The sequence below is a fragment of the Rudanella lutea DSM 19387 genome (genome assembly GCF_000383955.1).
Classification (GTDB): domain Bacteria; phylum Bacteroidota; class Bacteroidia; order Cytophagales; family Spirosomataceae; genus Rudanella; species Rudanella lutea.
Genome location: NZ_KB913013.1, coordinates 3,827,702 through 3,846,052 on the forward strand (window position 1 = coordinate 3,827,702; position 18,351 = coordinate 3,846,052).

Below are 18,351 nucleotides of genomic sequence, written 5' to 3' on the forward strand. Positions count from 1 at the left end.
GGAGCGTTTTCGGCGCTATTGCCATCATTACTCATTATTCATTGTACATTACTCATTATACATTACGCCCATGCATAACGTCATACAGCTTCTACCCGACTCGATTGCCAACCAGATTGCCGCTGGTGAGGTGGTACAGCGGCCCGCGTCGGTGGTGAAAGAGTTGCTTGAAAACTCGGTAGATGCCGGTGCCAAATCAGTGCAGTTGGTTGTGCGGGATGCCGGCCGTACGCTGGTGCAGGTGATCGACGACGGGGCGGGTATGACTGAGACCGACGCCCGCATGAGTTTCGAGCGGCACGCAACGTCCAAGATTCGCTCGTCTGACGACCTGTTTCGGATCAAAACGATGGGGTTTCGGGGCGAAGCGCTGGCGTCGATTGCGGCTGTAGCCCAGGTTGAAATGCGCACCCGCCGGGCCGCCGAAGAACTGGGTACACTGGTTCGGATTGAAGGCTCGGAGATCAAGGCGCAGGAGCAGATTTCGTGTTTGCCGGGTACCAATCTGCTGGTGAAAAATTTGTTTTTCAACGTACCCGCCCGGCGCAACTTTCTGAAGTCGAACTCGGTGGAGATGCGGCATATTCTGGATGAGTTTCAGCGCGTGGCGCTGGCCCACCCGGAGGTGGCTTTTTCGTTGTTTCAGGACGACCGCGAAGTGTTTAACCTGCCGTCGGGTAAGCTTAGCCGCCGAATTGTCGATATGTTTGGCAAAGGCTACCGCGATCAAATGGCGTACTGCGAAGAGCAAACGCCCTACGTGACCGTGCGCGGCTACATTGGCAAGCCCGAATCGGCCAAGAAAACCCGCAACGAGCAGTATTTTTTCGTAAACAACCGGTTCATCAAGCACAATTACCTGCATCATGCCGTGCTGGGCGCTTACGAAGGCACCCTGCCCGATAATTACCACCCGTTCTATGTTCTTTTCATCGATATCGACCCTTCGCATATCGACATCAATATCCACCCCACCAAAACCGAAATTAAGTTCGACGACGAGCGGTCGGTGTACGCGATCATGATGGCGGCCGTCCGGAAGGCCATGGGGGTGTACAATCTCTCACCCTCGCTCGATTTCGACTCCAACGTCAATTTTCTGAGCAGTCAGAACAGCGCCCGCGACCGTCGGGGGGCCGACGCTGCCGACAAACCAGGTTCTGACCTGCCGCGCCCCGTGATGCCCGCCTGGGCGAGCGGAGGGCTGGGGCACACGACCGCACGCGAGACCAATGCCCCCGACAAACCCCTGTCAGCTCCCCGGTTCGATCAGTTTCCGCCGGGTGCAAGTCAATTTGAAGCGGGCGGCCCACGAACGGGCGGGTCAATCACGGGTGGGGCTAAGGCCGATGTGGCCAAACCGCTTTCGGCCAATGCCAACCTGATTATTGAGCGGGCCCGGGCGCTGAATCGTGACGAAGCTGGTAGTGCTTCGGGGGGGCAAAGTGAGCCGGCCGAGTGGTTACCACCGGCGGTAGCCGCTCCCGCAAGCGCGGCTGGCGACACGCACGAGGCTATCGACGCCCTCACTCTGGGCAGCAAAGCCAATCAGATTCCGTTTGAGCCCGTGCCGACGCTCGAAAGCCCCAACGCGGGCGGCCAGATCATGCAGGTGCAGGGCCGGTACTTGCTGGCACCGGTGAAATCGGGCGTGCTGGTGGTCGATCAGCGCCGGGCCTACGAGCGGATTCTGTACGATCAGTTTCACGCGGCTCTGACCAAGCGCAACGGCGCGTCGCAGCAATTGCTGTTTCCCAAAACGGTAAGCGTTTCGGCGGTCGACTACCAACTGGCCATCGACCTGCGCGACGAGCTGACGGGCGTAGGGTTCCAGTTCGATGAGCTGGGGGCCAACACCTTTGTGCTGCGGGGCATACCTGCCCTGACCCCCGGCGAAAACGAAGAAGAACTTTTTTCGAACCTGCTGGCGCAACTCCGGGCCGATACCGGTCGTCTTAAACTCGAACGGTCAGAGGCTCTGGCGCGGTCGTTGGCCCGGCGGTCGGCGTTGCGGCATCAGAACCGGCTGAGTGATCTGGAAAGCAAAGCCCTGATCGATCAATTATTCGCATCGAGTACGCCCGGTTACACACCCACCGGCGAACCGATCACGACCGTACTGACGTTGGATAAAATTCAGGGACTTTTTAAACTATAATCGGGTTAAACACCGTAAATTGAATACTTTGATATGCTGACACCGGTAGTCCGTACCCTTATTCTGCTGAACGTATTGGCGTTTGTGTTTACCTCACAGCCAGTGATTGAACAATTCGGGCTACACTCGTTTCTGTCGGATAAGTTTCAGCCGCTGCAATTCCTGACGCACATGTTTCTGCACGCGGGCTTCGGGCACATATTCAGCAACATGATCGGGTTGTTTGTGTTTGGGCCCATGCTGGAGCGCGTCTGGGGCTCCCGGCGGTTTTTGTTTTTTTATATGTTCTGCGGTCTGGGAGCAGCCCTGCTGTATCTCGGTGTTAACTATTACGAAATGAGTCGGGTGTACGCTTTGGTCGAAGAGTACCGGGCCAACCCAACACCCGACGCATTCTGGGGATTTGTGGAGAGTCAGGCCAGCGCGGCTTACGATCAGTTGGAAGGATTTATTGATGCGTACACGAAAAATCCGGACAATCAATCCTTTCAACGACAGAGTCTTAGCTTTGTCAATGGGCGCTGGGAGCGTTTGATTGATTCGCCCATGGTGGGGGCTTCGGGGGCTATTTTTGGGGTCATTATGGCGTTTGGCCTGTTGTTTCCAAACACTGAGTTGCTTTTGTTGTTTCCACCTATACCGGTCAAGGCAAAGTATCTCGTTCTGTTCTACGGAGCCTATGAGGTGTACTCGGGTTTGTATCAGGCCCAGTCCGACAACGTGGCCCACTTTGCGCATATCGGCGGCATGTTGTTTGCGTTCATATTGGTGAAATACTGGGGTTCTCAACGAAAAATGTTTTTTTGAGTGATGAGCGGGTTACTTGACGATTTCCGGTCTGAATTTTCGAAGCCCAACAACACGTTGGCGCAACTGATATTAGTCAACGTCGTGGTTTTTCTGACGTTGCTGATTCTGTATCTTGTATTTACGGTATCCGAATCGCCTGCGTACTACAGCAAAGTAGTCGAGCAGCTGACGATTCCGGCTAGTGCCGCTGAGTTCATACGCCGTCCCTGGACGCTGATTACCTACTTCTTTACCCACGAGAAGCCGTTTCATATTCTATTCAATATGTTGGGCCTGTACTGGTTCGGGCGTTTGGTGGATGAATACCTGGGGGCGCGTCGGTTGCTGGGGTTGTATGTGCTGGGCGGTATTGCCGGTGGTTTGCTGTATCTGGCCATGTTTAATCTGGTGCCGTACTTTGTGCAGCGCTCAGGTGGTGTGTATATGCTGGGCTCATCGGGCGCGTTTTTCTCGGTGGCTGTTGGTGCGGCTACGCTCTTGCCCAACTACTCGTTTCACCTGCTGTTCTTCGGCCCGGTTCGGATTAAGTACATTGTGTTTTTTCTGATTGTACTGTCGTTGGCAAACTCACTCGGACCCAACTCGGGTGGTGAACTGGCGCACCTGGGCGGAGCCGTGATGGGCTTTTTCTTTATCAAACTGCTTCAGAACGGCACCGATCTTGGTCGTCCAATTTACTGGCTCATGGATGGCTGGCAGTCGCTGACCCGCCCCAAGCCCGCCGTGAAGGTGTCGTACCGGCAGCGGAGCAATGCCAACGCCAACGCCAGTACCTACGCTGCGGCCGGCGCAAGTCCCGGAAACGCGTCGGTGTCGATGCCTGATCAGGACGAAATTGACGCTATTCTGGACAAGATTTCGCGTTCGGGCTACGAGAGCCTGTCGCGCGAAGAAAAACAGAAACTGTTCCGCGCCAGTCAGCGGAGTTAGATCGGTTGGCAGCAGATTGGGTGGCTCAGGTACACAGGCCCGGTTGCCCGTGTCTGACTGCCCGACAGTGCTACTATTCGTTTTGTCCTATTTTCGTCCTACCTTCGCATTGTGTTTTAATCGCTACGGACAAACAGGCGTGAACATTATTCAGGCCCGTTTGTTGTTGTAACACAACGATTTTGACGATCAACCATGCTGATTACCCCCGGCAACTTACTCGCTACCATCAACACGCCCGCCGATCTCCGTCGGTTCGATAAGACAGAACTCCCTAAGGTTTGCGACCAGCTTCGTCAGTTTATCATCGATAACGTATCGGTTTATGGAGGGCACTTCGGGGCCAGCCTCGGCGTGGTTGAACTGACAGTAGCACTTCATTATGTCTTCAATACGCCTGACGATCAGCTGGTTTGGGATGTGGGTCATCAGGCCTACGGCCACAAGATCCTAACTGGTCGGCGCGACGTTTTTCATACCAACCGGTTCTACAAAGGCATTTCGGGTTTTCCCAAGCGCAAAGAGAGCGAGTACGACACCTTTGGCGTAGGCCACTCGTCGACGTCTATTTCAGCCGCTTTGGGTATGGCCGTTGCGTCGAAGCTGGAGGGTAACCCCCTGCGGCAGCACATTGCCGTTATTGGCGATGGCTCGATGACGGCTGGCGAAGCGTTTGAAGGGATGAATCACGCGGGGGCTACCGATGCCAACCTGCTCATTGTGTTGAACGACAACAACATGAGCATCGACCCCAATGTGGGGGCCCTGCGCGAATACCTGACCGACATCACCACTTCGCAAACCTACAATAAGGTAAAGGGCGAGATCTGGAACCTGCTCGGCAAAATGGACAAGCTGGGCAAAACCGCTCAGGAGTTGGTGTCGCAGATTCAAACGGGCATCAAAGGTTCTCTGCTTGAGCAAAGTAACCTGTTTGAGTCGCTCAACCTGCGGTATTTCGGTCCAATTGATGGACACGACATCGACCACCTGACGAGTGTGCTCGAAGACCTTAAGCAAATTCCCGGCCCCAAGCTGTTGCACGTGCTGACGGTGAAAGGTAAGGGATATGGCCCCGCCGAAAAAGATCAGACCAAGTGGCACGCGCCCGGTTTGTTCGACAAGGTCACGGGCGAAATCAAGAAAAAAGTGTACGACAGCCCGCAGCCGCCTAAGTATCAGGATGTGTTTGGGCATACGCTCGTTGAGCTGGCCGAGCAAAACGCCAAAGTGGTGGGCGTTACCCCGGCTATGCCTTCAGGTTCGTCGATGAATATCATGATGAAGGCCATGCCCGACCGGGCCTTCGATGTGGGCATTGCCGAACAGCATGCCGTTACGTTCTCGGCCGGTATGGCCACCCGGGGGCAGGTGGTGTTCTGTAATATTTACTCCACGTTTATGCAGCGTGCCTACGATCAGGTGGTGCATGATGTGTGTATTCAGGAGTTGCCGGTTATTTTCTGCCTCGACCGGGCGGGTTTTGCCGGTGCCGACGGCCCTACGCACCACGGTGCTTACGACATTGCTTACATGCGTTGCGTGCCCAACATGATTGTGGCGGCCCCCATGAATGAGCAGGAGCTGCGGAACATGATGTTTACGGCCGCTTCCGACGAGGTTCAGCAGGGCAAACGGGCGTTTACCATCCGGTATCCACGGGGCGAGGGCGTGATGCCCGCCTGGCGTACTCCGCTCGAAAAGCAGGAAATTGGCAAAGGTCGGCTAATTCAGGACGGCGAAGGCGTTGCTATCCTGACGCTGGGCCACATCGGCAATTATGCTGTAGAGGCCTCTGCTACCCTGGCGAAAGAAGGTATTCACCCGGCGCATTTCGACATGCGTTATGTGAAACCACTCGACGAGGCTTTGCTCCACCAGATCTTTACTCGTTTCGACCGGGTGCTGACTGTTGAAGATGGCTGTTTGATGGGCGGCTTCGGCTCGGCGGTGCTGGAGTTTATGGCCGAGCACGGCTATTCGGCTCATGTAAAACGGCTCGGTATCCCCGACGCCATCATCGAACATGGCGAGCAAATCGAGTTGCACCGCGAGTGTGGCTTTGATCCTGAAGGCATTGCTTCGGCCGTGAAAGAGCTTCTGTATGCGGGGAGCAAGATTGTCATTTAAAAAAGTTCTTTTGACAGGATTACAGGATTAAACAGGATTTCCATTCACACGAAAATCCTGTTTAATCCTGTAATCCTGTCCATTTATGACCCGAATGAAGGTTTTTAAGTTTGGCGGGGCATCCGTTAAAGACGCGGCCGGTGTTCGGAACCTGGCCCATATTCTGCGTACACAGGCCCAGCAGGGCGCTATTGTGGTGGTTTCGGCGATGGGTAAAACCACCAACGCACTCGAAGAGGTGACCCGCGCCTATGCCGATCATAAAACCGACGAAGCCCTCACCCGTTGGGCAACGGTGCAAAGCTACCACGAAGCCATCATGCGCGACCTCGCCGGTGCCGACTGGGCCCAGACGTTCCGGGGTGCTTATGGTACCTTTTTGTGGGTCGATACCGTACTGCGGCAGAAACCGTCTGGTCCGTTCGATCAGATTTATGATCAGATTGTTTCGGTCGGCGAAATTATCTCGACCCAGATTGTGGCTGCTTACTGCGGGGCTATCTGGGCCGATGCCCGCCAACTGGTCTGTACCGATGATACTTTTCGCGAAGGCAAAGTGGATTGGGAACAGACTCAGCGTGCCATACGGGGGTTTGTCAATGGCTGTGGCGACGGTAGCCTGATTGTCACCCAGGGGTTTGTGGGGCAGGCTGCTGGTACGGGGCTCACAACCACGCTGGGCCGCGAAGGCTCCGATTACACGGCGGCTATCTTCGCGTACTGTACCGATGCCGAGAGCGTCACGATCTGGAAAGATGTACCGGGGGTACTCAATGCCGATCCGAAGTATTTCGACCAAACCGTATTACTCACCCAACTGACGTACCAGGATGCCATTGAGCTGGCCTATTACGGGGCTACGGTGATTCACCCAAAAACCATCAAGCCGCTTCAGAACAAAGGAATTCCGTTGTACGTACGGTCGTTTTTGCAGCCCGAAGCACCCGGCACGGTGATCAACGCGTCGGAAGGGCAACTGACTACCCCCTCATTTATCTTCAAGGTCAATCAGACGCTCATTTCGCTGCACCCGAAGGATTTTTCGTTTATAGCCGAAGATAACCTGAGTCAGATTTTCGGGCAGTTTGCGGCCGCCGGGATCAAAATTAATTTGATGCAAAACACCGCAATCAGCTTCTCGGTAGTAGTCGATACAAACCCCGACCGGCTACCGGCTCTGCTCGATTTGCTCCGGCAGAACTTCCGGGTTAGCTACAATGAAGGCCTGGAGCTCATCACCATCCGCTACTACGATCAGGCCACCATCGACCGGGTGCTGGTCGACAAAAAACTGTTGCTCGAACAAAAAAGCCGCTATACCGTGCAATTAGTAGTCAAATAAAAATCCCCCTGCCGCGCGGCAGGGGGATTTTTTTGTGTTAAAACTTCGGGCAGGCCAACTGAGGGTTCCGGCGCCGGTTGCGGGCTTTCCGGTTGTTCTCAATCGGATCGAAAAGATAGGAGATCGAAATTTCGTGGGAGCCGCCACTCGCAAAACCGAGGGTCGAGATGGTAGCATCGTAGCTGTAGCCAACCGAGAATTTATCCTGTCGGAAACCCACCAGAAACGCCATGGCATCGTGGTTATTGATCCGTTGATCGTATTTCTTGAAGGGTAGCCCCCGGTAATAAGCCCCTACCGTGAGCGGAGAGTACGTGAAGTAAGCGCCTATGTCCAGCTGATCGTACTTACCCTGAAATTTATAGTGAACCACCGGGGAGAAACTGATTTCTCGCTCAGCCTCGTCGCCCAGCCCCGTGAAGCCCATCAGCGGAATACGCAAACCGGTATGAATACTTCCTTTGATGGGCAAGCGGCTGTTGTCGCCCGCAAAGAAGCCCTGGCTCGGGCGGTTGATGTGGTGGGCTGATACGCCGAGCCAAACCCAATCGGAGTAGTACAGGGCACCGGTCGAGAAATCGACGTACTTGTTGGGCCGGGCCGAACCGAGCAGGCCGGCGTCGGCGCTGGTGCTGCCATCAATGAACCCACGATTGCTGAACTGGTCGCCGAAGGTAAGACCAAAATACCCTACATTGCGGTTAACGTACGACGCCTGTAAGCCCAACCGCACGGCCGACACCTCGTTGATCTGAACCTGATACGCGTATTGCCCGGCAATCTCAGTCGAACGAATCTGGCCCTGTCCCTGATTGTCGCTGATCAGCATGAGCCCCACACCACTATTAAACCGATCGATGTAATGATCAACGCCAACCATCGACGTTACGTAGTTTGCAACGGATGGCCACTGATTGCGGTAATTAGCCGTTACACGGGGTGCCAGCGCTGATCCGGCAAAAGCGGGGTTAAGGTACAGCGGGGCCGCGTAGAACTGCGTGAATTGGGGATCTTGCGCCGAACCAAGCTGGCTCAGGAGCAGGATAAACCCCAACAAAAGGAAACGTTTGGTCATAATGGTCATGGTCAGCGCAAAAAGCTTGCCGTTTCAATTAAACGCTAACTAATTAGCGCAAATTGCCCGCACCAATTTGGGAATGTTTATAAAATTACGCCTTTTTTGGGCGCACCGTGGCGGCAACGATGAGATAAAATTTTGCGGCCTGGTTTTCGTTAAAATTAACGAACGGCCGCTGCATTAGTTATGGGAGAGGTGGTAGTATAGGTTTAGAGGATGACAGGTTATTTATGCGCTACGCGTCTACATATTTTCGGTTTTTTGGTGTCTTGCTCTGTCTGCTGGGACTGAGCAGTTTGTGGCCCGTGTTGGGGCAGGGAACCCCACCCACGTCGTCGACGGGAACCGGCAACGGATTACCGTCGGGTATCAGCATTCGGCGTCCGTGCGTGCAAACCGAAATCGGGTCGGGGGATAGCCAGTGCAAGGGCGAACCCACCACGTTTCGGGATGCTACGCCGGGCGTTGCTTCGTGGAAATGGGAGTTTGACAGTGCTCCCATCAGCGGCACCGCTACCCCCGGTGCGTCGACCTCGACCACGTCGTACAGTGTGGTACAATACGGCTATTCATCGCAAGGCTTAAAAACGGTTACTGTCACCCGTACCTTTTCAAATAGTGCCCTGCCCGCCCAAACCGAAACGTTTCAGATCAATATCGGCACCGCACCGCGTGAGTTTCAGAACTGGCGTACTGATACGACCATCTGTAAAGGGCAGGTGCTAACTTTAGATCCCTACCCCAATGGAGCCCCTTCGGGCGTGACGTATGAGTGGGCTCCCAAAGGCGAAATCACCCAAACCATTAGCGTGACCGGCTCAGGCTGCTACTCGGTCGAGGTGACGAATGCCTTTGGTTGTACAACCGAAAACCGGATTCAGGTACAAGTTTGCCCCGAACAGGCAGGCTCGCCCGGCGCCAAGTGGTATTTTGGTAATAATGCCGGTCTCGATTTTGCCGGTGGCGGTTCGCCTTCACCCATCGACGATGGTAAGCTCAGTACCATTGAGGGGGCTTCGTCTATTTCTGATGCCAAAGGCAACGTTTTGTTTTATACCGATGGGGTAAAAGTGTATGATGCCGACGGCAACGTGATGGGCGCGGTACAGTTTGACGCCAACGGAAAACTGGTGATCGACCCAACAACTTCGAAGCCGGTTATCACTACGGCGGTTGCATCGCTGGGTGGCAGCCAGATTTCAACCCAATCGGCCCTGATTGTGCCGAAAGGCACTTGCCGGGGCTGCGAGTACCAGTACTATGTGTACACCACCGCCGAAATCAACGGGACCCGGCAGCTTACGTACAGCATTGTCGACATGCGCAAAAACGATGGCAAGGGAGCCATTGTCGAAACTAACCTGCCCGTAGCGGGCTCATCGACCACGGCACTGAGCACCGAACGTTCGGCAGGGGTGCAAAACGAGCAGGATTCAACCTATTGGGTGATCACCCGTGATTTTGGCGGTAGTACGTTTCGGATTACGCACATCACCCGGAATGCGGTGCCTGAGCAGAAAACGGTGGTGATCACACAAAGCCGGTCGCAGACACTGGCCGCTCAGGGCGAAGGGTACATCAAAATAGGCCCGGCCCCGCAGAGCACTACGGCGACCTCGGCCACGGGGACGTCGGGCACGGCCACCAACCCCGGCAGTAATACGGCCGATGGGGTAGTGCGCCCGGTGGCCATGATTGTACCGGGCGTACCCGGCTCCAACACGGCGATTGCCAACAACATTGTGGAACTGTATAAATTCAATGATAAAACGGGTACGCTCGAATACGACCGAACTATCGACCTCGGGCCAGCCCCGCCCAGTGCGTACGGGGTCGAGTTTTCGCCCGATGGGAAAAGCCTGTACGTGACCCTCAAAGGCGACCCCGCCAGCGGCACGGCGGTGTCGTCGTATCTGCTCCGCTACGATCTGACCATTACCGATCCCGATCAGCTCACGGCCGCCCGATCCGAAGTGGCTACCAGCACTACCCAGCAGTTTGGAGCCTTGCAGATTGGCCCCGATGGACGGATTTACATGTCGATACCCGGCCAGTCGGAGCTGGGGGTAATCGAAAACCCCAACGCCAGCCTGCTCGACACGCTCCGGTTCAACCCGCGGGGGCAGTCGTTGGGTAGTAAAACGGGGCAGCTTGGACTGCCCAACCAGATTGCCAATTTCAGTCAGCCACCATCGAACGGGGCGGGACTGAGTCATGAGGGCGAATGTATCGGCGATACAACCCAGTTTACCATTGGGCCGTTCTGCCCCGATCTGAAAGAGCGTTATACCATTGATTTTGGCGACGGTACAACACCCTATTCCGGTACGGCTACCCAGGCGTCGCACAAGTACGCCCGACCCGGCAGTTACACGGCCACGTTAACTGTGGAAACGTTTCAGAAAGGGCCCAATAACACCTTTGGCCCCAGTTGTACGGTCGTTACAGCTACCGACGCAGTCACCATTGCGTCAGTTCCGCAGAGCATCACCCTGAATGACCAGTTTGTGTGTCGGATGCCAATGTCGGCCACCTTGTCGATTGATGTACAGGCCCAGAATTACGCCTGGGTGTATGCCAACCGGGTTGTTGGTAGGGGAAAAACGTTTGAGGCCACCCGAAACGGTACGTACATAGCCTTCGCGTTTAACGAAAGCCCCGAATGCTTTGTCCGCGATGACGCCAATGTGCTCTTTACCCGGCCTAACGAACCGTTTACGCTGGCACCTGAGCCTATACTCTGCCAGGGTAGCAGTACAACGGTAGGCTTTTCTGCTATTGCTCCTTCGTATAACTCGTTTAACTGGAGTAATGGGCAAACGACCAGAACCGCAACCGTTAATGCGGCCGGTGTGTATTCGGTAACGGCTACCTACAGGAATCCAAACTCGCTACCGAATGCAGCTGATTTGTGTACCAATACGGCGTCGGTTACGGTGACTGAGCGCCAAAATCCACGGCTGACAGCCTCGACCGTTAATCCCAGTAGCTGCACCATCCTGAACGGTAGTATTCTGGTATCGCCCCAAAGCTCGGGTACGTTTACGTATGCCTGGGCAGGAAACAACCAGCCCTTACCGACCACCGGCAACTCATTGTCGGCTCTGGGCGAAGGCACGTACACCGTTCGGGTCACCGACCAGTTATCATGCTCCTCGACGTCCAACTACACCCTGCGTTCGCCGGTTAATACGCTGGCAATAACCCCCGTTCCGCGCGATCAGCTTTGTTCAAGGCCGGGCAGTGGCACCATTAGTCTGAATGCAACGGGCGGTACTCCCGCCTTGTACGTCTGGCGCGACGGAGCCAACGCCATCGTGGGTAATGCCTCCATACTGACGGGTATCAACAGCGGTACGTACACGGTGCAGGTGAGCGACGTAAACGGGTGCAGTGCCACGGCCTCCACGCGGGTCGGCCTCGACCCCACGGGCTTTGCTGATTTGGGACCTCCGCAGGACAAATGCGCCGGTGACCCGGCTTTGCTACAACCCGTCAGTTCAACCGTTGCCAACAACCAGTATCAGTGGAGTAATGGCCTCACTTCACCGACCATCAGCGTTACGGCGCCCGGCACGTACTCGGTACGGGTGAGCAACCCCAACGGATGTACAGGTACGGCAAGTGTGCAGATCACCGACCGGCCCGCACCTGCCATTCAGCTGGCTCCGCAGTACCGGTTCTGTGTGGGCGATGGGGGTTCTACTACGTTGGTGGCTGGTGGCCCCGCGAGTGCTTCGTTTGTGTGGGGTGGCGCGGGTGGTCCGGGCCGCACATTGCGCGTGAGTACAGTAGGCAGGTACACGGTGCAGGCCACCGATCCATCGGGTTGTACGGCCGTAGCGTCGACGCAGGTCGTCGATTATTGCGAGCCGAGGGTTTTCACGCCCGAAGCATTTACGCCCAATGGCGACGGCCTGAATGACCAATTCGACGTGTACAGTGCCTATACGTCGGGGTTTGAAATCAAGATATTCAACCGGTGGGGTGAGGTGATCTTTGCCAGCGACAGTCCTGAGGTCAAGTGGGATGGTACGTATCGGGGTGAGGTGTACCCACCCATGATGTACGCTTACGTGATTACGTACGGCAGTCAGTACGACCCGCAATTGCCGCGTGTAGTTCGGCGTGGATCGGTGCTGCTGATTCGGTAAAAAACCGGTGTAACGGGCCGTATTCATCCGGTTTACACGCCCATTTCTCCCGAAAATTTCGTAAATTTGAAGAGGTAGCCTCAACGGTTGCCTCTTCTTTTTTTGCTATGCGGAAAGACTTTTTAAGCGGAACAACCGACGGAATGACCGCCACCGACAAAGAGATCGAACGGGCACTTCGGCCGTTGTCGTTTGGTGATTTTACAGGGCAGGCCAAGGTGCTGGCCAACCTCTCGGTGTTTGTGCAGGCGGCTAAGCAGCGGGGCGATGCCCTCGACCATGTGCTGCTCCACGGGCCTCCGGGTTTGGGTAAAACCACCCTGTCGCACATTGTGGCCAACGAGTTGGAGGCCAATATCAAAATGACGTCGGGGCCCGTACTCGACAAGCCGAGCGATCTGGCGGGTCTGCTCACCAATTTGCAGCCCAACGACGTACTCTTCATCGATGAGATTCACCGGCTCAACCCTATTGTGGAAGAGTACCTGTATTCGGCGATGGAAGATTACAAAATTGACATCATGCTCGATTCGGGTCCTAATGCCCGTACTGTGCAGATCAAGCTGAATCCGTTTACACTCATCGGAGCCACCACTCGGGCGGGTATGCTCACGTCGCCCCTGCGGGCTCGCTTTGGGATTAGCTGCCGGTTGGAGTATTACGACGCCAAGCTACTGACATCCATTGTACAGCGCTCATCGGCTATTCTGGGGACGCCCATCAACGAGCAGGGAGCATTTGAGATTGCCCGCCGGAGTCGGGGAACCCCACGGATTGCCAACAACCTGCTGCGCCGTACCCGCGACTTTGCGCAGGTGAAAGGCAATGGTACCATCACCGTTGATATCGCCGAGATGGCCCTGAGTGCGCTCGATGTGGATCAGAATGGTCTCGATGATATGGATAACCGTATTCTGTCGACCATTATTGATAAGTTTAAGGGCGGCCCCGTCGGAATCACCACCATTGCCACCGCCTGTGGCGAAGAATCCGAAACGATTGAAGAGGTTTACGAGCCGTTTCTGATTCAGGAAGGGTATTTGAAGCGGACTTCCCGCGGGCGCGAAGCCACCGAGAAAGCCTACATCCACCTCGGTGTAGTGCCGACGTACAAGACGGGTGAGTTGTTTGGATAAGCCGCCAAGCCCATATTAAAACAAAAAAGCCCTTCCAGATGACTCTGGAAGGGCTTTTTGCGTAGCTAACGTATTAGCTCAATACTTTGCTTTTGTAGATGCAGGTAATCACTTCTGACATAGCGTTGTCTACCAGAAAGTAGTAGATGTTTTTGCCGCTGCGCCGGATATCAAGGATTCCCTTGTCGCGCATGTTAATCAGGTGGTGTGAGATCAAAGACTGCTCAGCGTTCAGGTTCTTGTAGATAGTTGAAACATTCAACTCACGGTGCTCATCCAGCATCTGAATGATCTTAATTCGCAAGGGGTGCGCGACCGCCTTTAGCACGTAGGCTGCTCGCTCTACACGCTTTTCATCTTCCATGTTATTCGTGGTTATCATATGGGGTTATTAAAAAAGTACTGCACTAATGCCACTAAAATTAAGCAAAGATCAGTTACTAAACAACTTATAAGCAATTGATCATAAAGGATTTTTATTGTCTGGTCTAAGTAATTTTGCGGTAAGTTAAAATTCTAAGCATGTTACTCAATGGTAACATCTATAAATTTTGTAAATAAACCGTTTACCAGGACTCTTTGCTTTAGAACACGTAATGATACCATAACTGTTCCGGTTGTTTGTTGGACGGAAATATGTTCACGAAGTAACATAACGGCACTGAAAATATTAACAATTGGTCCTATGCTATCTGTTAATAGGTAGCTAAAATGTGAATCCCTCCGGCTAATTGTAAAAATTGACGGTTAGTCTTGCTCTCATTCGTGAAAAACGCGCCGGTGCAAAAAGGATATTCCGCAAAGAAAATAGTCCGGCTTGGTCCGAAAAATACCCTCTTCGGGGGATTGCGCTCCCTGCGTCCCCAAGCGACCTTTGGCGCTACCAACTGGCTTTCCGATTATAGCACACCTTACAAAACAGTTGACCTACCCAAGTACGGCTGGGTCTAAAATACAAAAGCCTCTCCCCGCATGTTGTTCGGGGAGAGGCCAAAGAATACCTGAAGCTTACTTCTGCCGGAAGAAAATCGTAATCGGGACCCCATCGAACCCGAAATGCTCGCGGAGTTTGTTTTCCAGATAGCGCTCGTACGGTTCTTTGATGTACTGAGGCAGGTTGCAGAAAAAGACAAACGTAGGCGAGGGGGTAGGCAGCTGAATCATATACTTGATCTTAATGTGCTTACCCTTGGTAGCCGGTGGAGGGTACTTCTCAATCTCGGGCTGCATCACCTCATTCAGTTTCGAGGTGGTAATTTTCTTGTGTTTGTTTTCGTACACCTCCATCGCCTTTTCCATCACCTGAAAAATGCGCTGCTTCTCGTGTACCGACGCAAACAGAATCGGCAGGTAATCGATCGGGGCCAGCCGCCGAATCATCTCCTTACGCCAGATGTCGGCCGTTTTGTGGTCTTTCTCGACAGCATCCCATTTGTTGACCATCAGCACCACGCCTTTTTTGGCTTTCACGGCCTGCCCAATAATGTTCAGGTCCTGCGCTTCGAGGCCGCGTGTGGCATCAAGCATGGCAATGCAGATGTCGGAGGCCTCCATCGCTTTAAGCGTCCTCAGAATCGAATAAAACTCGATGTTGTCGTTGACGCGGGCTTTCCGGCGCAGACCGGCCGTATCGGTCAGAATAAAGTCTTTACCGAAGGCTTTGTAGCGGGTGTCGATGGCGTCGCGGGTGGTGCCGGCGATATCAGTCACGATACTACGCTCCTTGCCCAGCAGTACGTTCAGAAACGACGACTTACCCACGTTGGGCCGACCAATGATGGCGATCCGGGGAACCCCCGCGTTGGGGTCTTCGGGGTCTTCGGTCTGGAAATGTTTAATCACCTCGTCGAGCAGGTCGCCGGTACCGGTACCGGTTTGCGACGAAATGGGGTAGGGGTCGCCAAGGCCCAGGGCGTAAAACTCGGCCGAAGCCTGCATGCGGTCGGCGGTTTCGGCTTTGTTGGCCACCACAAATACGGGCTTCTTAGAGCGCCGGAGAATGTTGGCAAAGTCCTGATCGAGCCCGGTCAGGCCCGTCATCGAATCGACCATGAACAAAACGACCGTAGCTTCTTCGATTGCAATTTCGACCTGCTCACGGATCGCGCCTTCAAATACGTCTTCGGAGCCTACTACATAACCGCCCGTATCGATCACGGTAAACCGTTTGTCGGTCCACTCGGCGTATCCGTAGTGCCGGTCGCGGGTTACGCCCGGCTGATTGTCCATAATGGCCTGCCGCTGCTCGGTCAGGCGGTTAAAAAACGTTGATTTACCCACGTTTGGGCGACCAACTATTGCAACAATGTTTGCCATTTTCAGGGATCAGTGAACAACGAACAACGAACAGTAACCAGCTCCGTAAACGGCTTATTGATTGCTGTTCGTTGTCAGTTGTTCGTTGTTAACTGTTATTCATCATACCCAAACCGCTTGAGCATACGCTCTTTGTTGCGCCAGTCGGGTTCTACCTTGATGAATGTTTCGAGAAATACCTTTTTGTTGAAAAACTGTTCGAGTTCTTCGCGAGCCATAATGCCCGTTTTCTTGATCATCTTACCGCCTTCGCCCAGCAGAATGGCCCGTTGGGTGGGGCGCTCAACCAGAATTTCGGCAGAAATCACAATCATGTCGTCGCGCTCTTTGAAGCCGGTAATGACAACTTCGGAGCTGTACGGCACTTCTTTTTTGTAATTGAGGAAAATCTTTTCCCGGATGATCTCCGAAGCAAAAAAACGCTCGGGCTTATCGGTTAGTTCGTCGCCGGGGAAATAGGGCGGGTGGTGCGGCAACCGGCTGATGATCCCGTCGAAGAGTTTATCAATGTTAACGGCGTTGAGGGCCGAGATAGGCAGCACCTCGGCCGCCCCAAAATGCCCCTGCCAGTAGGCAAGTTTTTCTTCAACCTGCTCAGGCGTTGCCAGGTCAATTTTGTTGACCAGCAGAATGACCGGAGCCTCGGCATGTTGCAGTCGGCGCAGTACGTCGTCTTCGTCGTGCTTCTCGAAAATATCGGTAACGAACAGAATCACGTCGGCATCTTCGAGTGAACCCCGCACAAAGCTCATCATGGATTCGTGCAGTTTGTACAGCGGCTTAATGATACCGGGCGTGTCGGAGTAGACCAGCTGAAACGGTTCGTCGTTGTGAGTACCGTTCAGAATTCCCATGATCCGGTGGCGGGTGGTTTGGGCCTTCGAGGTGATAATCGAGAGCCGTTCGCCAACCAGCTGATTCATGAGTGTCGACTTGCCCACGTTGGGTTTGCCCACAATACTCACAAACCCTGCGCGGCCGGGGTACTCGGTAGCGGGGGTAGTGGAGATGGGTGCAAGCGCATCATCGGAAAATGTATCGTCGGCAGCAGAATCGAGCGACGGAGAAGCGGGTGCCGACGTGCCCGATGGCGTACTGTCGGCTTGTGCGGGGTCGGGCACGTCGGCACCCGCCAAATTTTTTTTGTTTTTAGGTGATCCCATATAGTGTTGATAACCAATGGCTACAGAAAAAAAGTCCCCTCCGGCAGAACAATATGCGGAGGGGCTTCGTTATTTTTTTACAAAGGTAGTTTGATTTTCCCGAAAGACCTACTACTTTTGTACTCCCAACAGCGCGGGATGGAGCAGTTGGTAGCTCGTTGGGCTCATAACCCAAAGGTCGCTGGTTCGAGTCCAGCTCCCGCTACTAAGCAAGAGGCCACTAAATTTAGTGGCCTCTTTTGTTTTCTCAACAGGTAAAAAAGGCAACCGGGTAGCCGGTTGCCTTTTTTGCTACTCCCCTGCTTTCACCCAAACTTCCATCGTATTTAGCAGCATCGGCCCAAACTGGGTGGTGAAGGCCACGTCGGCGGCATCACGGCCATAGGCAACCGTCACGCGGTTGCATTTTGGTTCAGTTTGGGTGGCATCGAAGGTGTACCAACGTCCATCAACATAGGCTTCGAACCAGGCGTGCAGGTCCATTGGTTTCAACTCGTGCAGATACCCGACCACCATGCGGGCCGGAATGTTGAGACTGCGGCACAGGGCCATACCCAAATGGGTGAAGTCGCGGCAAACGCCCACCCGGTGCGCGGCCGTGTCGACGGCCGAGGTACTGGCGTCGCTGGTGCCATACTCGTAGCGGATGTTCTGGTTGATCCAGCGTCGGATGGCCTCGGCCTGATCGTAGCCCGGCGTTTCGACAGCGGCCGTGATGTCGGCGGCTAACTCGCCCAACTGATCGGACTGGCAATAGCGGCTCGGCAGCAGAAAATGCAGCACATCGTCGGGTAAGTCTTCAATCGGCACAAACGGAGCCCCCGGTGCTACGTCGATGGTGTCGTCGGTTTGGACGGTGGCGGCCGTCCGAACGCTGAACGGCCCGGCGGGGGCTACCAGCCGCTGACACAGGTTACCGTACCGGTCGGTAAACTCGGTAACGGGCACATTGGGTGTAATTTCGTACTCTTCCGAAATAATCCACTGCCCACTACCGGAGCGGGGGCGGAGCATAAAAATAACGGGCGTGTTATCCTGTGCTTCAAACTGAAGCGTACAGCCTACGTGAAGGTGCATGGTGGTGTTTGTCAGATGTACCCGGCCGGCCTGTGCCAGCCGGTGTATAGCCGTTCA

12 protein-coding genes and 1 tRNA gene are annotated in these 18,351 nt (G+C 54.5%); 8 read left to right on the forward strand and 5 right to left on the reverse strand.

Translation table 11 applies throughout. The features are described 5' to 3' along the window. Positions 1-70: 70 nt before the first annotated feature. The 5 genes from mutL (at position 71) to RUDLU_RS0115875 (ending at position 7,370) form a co-directional block, all read left to right on the forward strand. Positions 71-2,158, forward strand: coding sequence for a DNA mismatch repair endonuclease MutL (gene mutL, locus RUDLU_RS0115855; RefSeq protein ID WP_019989388.1), 2,088 nt, complete (start codon positions 71-73; stop codon positions 2,156-2,158). Positions 2,159-2,191: 33 nt separating this feature from the next. Beyond that, positions 2,192-2,965 (forward strand): rhomboid family intramembrane serine protease, encoded by a 774-nt coding sequence (locus RUDLU_RS0115860; RefSeq protein WP_019989389.1) that lies wholly within the window; start codon positions 2,192-2,194, stop codon positions 2,963-2,965. A 3-nt stretch (positions 2,966-2,968) separates the two neighbouring features. Then, a complete protein-coding gene (locus RUDLU_RS0115865) occupies positions 2,969-3,898 on the forward strand; it encodes a rhomboid family protein (protein WP_019989390.1) in 930 nt (309 codons plus the stop codon). Between the two features lie 195 nt (positions 3,899-4,093). Beyond that, entirely contained in the window at positions 4,094-6,028 is a 1,935-nt protein-coding gene (gene dxs / locus RUDLU_RS0115870; RefSeq protein WP_019989391.1) for a 1-deoxy-D-xylulose-5-phosphate synthase, read from the forward strand. Positions 6,029-6,122: 94 nt separating this feature from the next. Further along, positions 6,123-7,370 carry an aspartate kinase gene (locus RUDLU_RS0115875; protein WP_027303114.1) on the forward strand — a complete coding sequence of 416 codons (1,248 nt, stop codon included), beginning with the start codon at positions 6,123-6,125 and terminating at the stop codon, positions 7,368-7,370. A gap of 37 nt (positions 7,371-7,407) precedes the next feature. On the opposite strand, the gene RUDLU_RS0115880 is transcribed toward RUDLU_RS0115875, so the two are convergent. After that, complete coding sequence (locus tag RUDLU_RS0115880) at positions 7,408-8,445, reverse strand: PorP/SprF family type IX secretion system membrane protein (protein ID WP_027303115.1); 1,038 nt, start codon at positions 8,443-8,445, stop codon at positions 7,408-7,410. A 233-nt stretch (positions 8,446-8,678) separates the two neighbouring features. Between RUDLU_RS0115880 and RUDLU_RS27560 the strand changes: the two genes are divergently transcribed. Together RUDLU_RS27560 and ruvB are read left to right on the forward strand one after the other, a co-directional pair. Next, a complete protein-coding gene (locus RUDLU_RS27560) occupies positions 8,679-12,602 on the forward strand; it encodes a T9SS type B sorting domain-containing protein (RefSeq protein ID WP_019989395.1) in 3,924 nt (1,307 codons plus the stop codon). Between the two features lie 107 nt (positions 12,603-12,709). After that, a complete protein-coding gene (gene ruvB / locus RUDLU_RS0115895; protein WP_027303116.1) occupies positions 12,710-13,738 on the forward strand; it encodes a Holliday junction branch migration DNA helicase RuvB in 1,029 nt (342 codons plus the stop codon). Positions 13,739-13,811: 73 nt separating this feature from the next. Here the strand turns inward: ruvB and RUDLU_RS0115900 are convergent, their stop codons facing one another. The 3 genes from RUDLU_RS0115900 to era form a co-directional block, all read right to left on the reverse strand. Then, a complete protein-coding gene (locus tag RUDLU_RS0115900; RefSeq protein ID WP_019989397.1) occupies positions 13,812-14,120 on the reverse strand; it encodes an ArsR/SmtB family transcription factor in 309 nt (102 codons plus the stop codon). A gap of 626 nt (positions 14,121-14,746) precedes the next feature. Continuing rightward, on the reverse strand, positions 14,747-16,054 hold the full coding sequence (gene der, locus RUDLU_RS0115905) for a ribosome biogenesis GTPase Der (protein ID WP_027303117.1): 1,308 nt from the start codon (positions 16,052-16,054) through the stop codon (positions 14,747-14,749). A gap of 95 nt (positions 16,055-16,149) precedes the next feature. Next, the gene (gene era / locus RUDLU_RS0115910; protein ID WP_019989399.1) at positions 16,150-17,217 is read right to left on the reverse strand and encodes a GTPase Era; all 1,068 of its coding nucleotides are present in this window, start codon (positions 17,215-17,217) and stop codon (positions 16,150-16,152) included. Between the two features lie 132 nt (positions 17,218-17,349). On the opposite strand from era, the gene RUDLU_RS0115915 reads away from it, so the two are divergent. Then, positions 17,350-17,422, forward strand: a tRNA-Met gene (locus RUDLU_RS0115915). A gap of 86 nt (positions 17,423-17,508) precedes the next feature. Here the strand turns inward: RUDLU_RS0115915 and RUDLU_RS0115920 are convergent. Further along, positions 17,509-18,294: a transglutaminase domain-containing protein gene (locus RUDLU_RS0115920; RefSeq protein ID WP_019989400.1), complete on the reverse strand. Its 786-nt coding sequence runs from the start codon at positions 18,292-18,294 to the stop codon at positions 17,509-17,511. Positions 18,295-18,351: the final 57 nt, after the last annotated feature.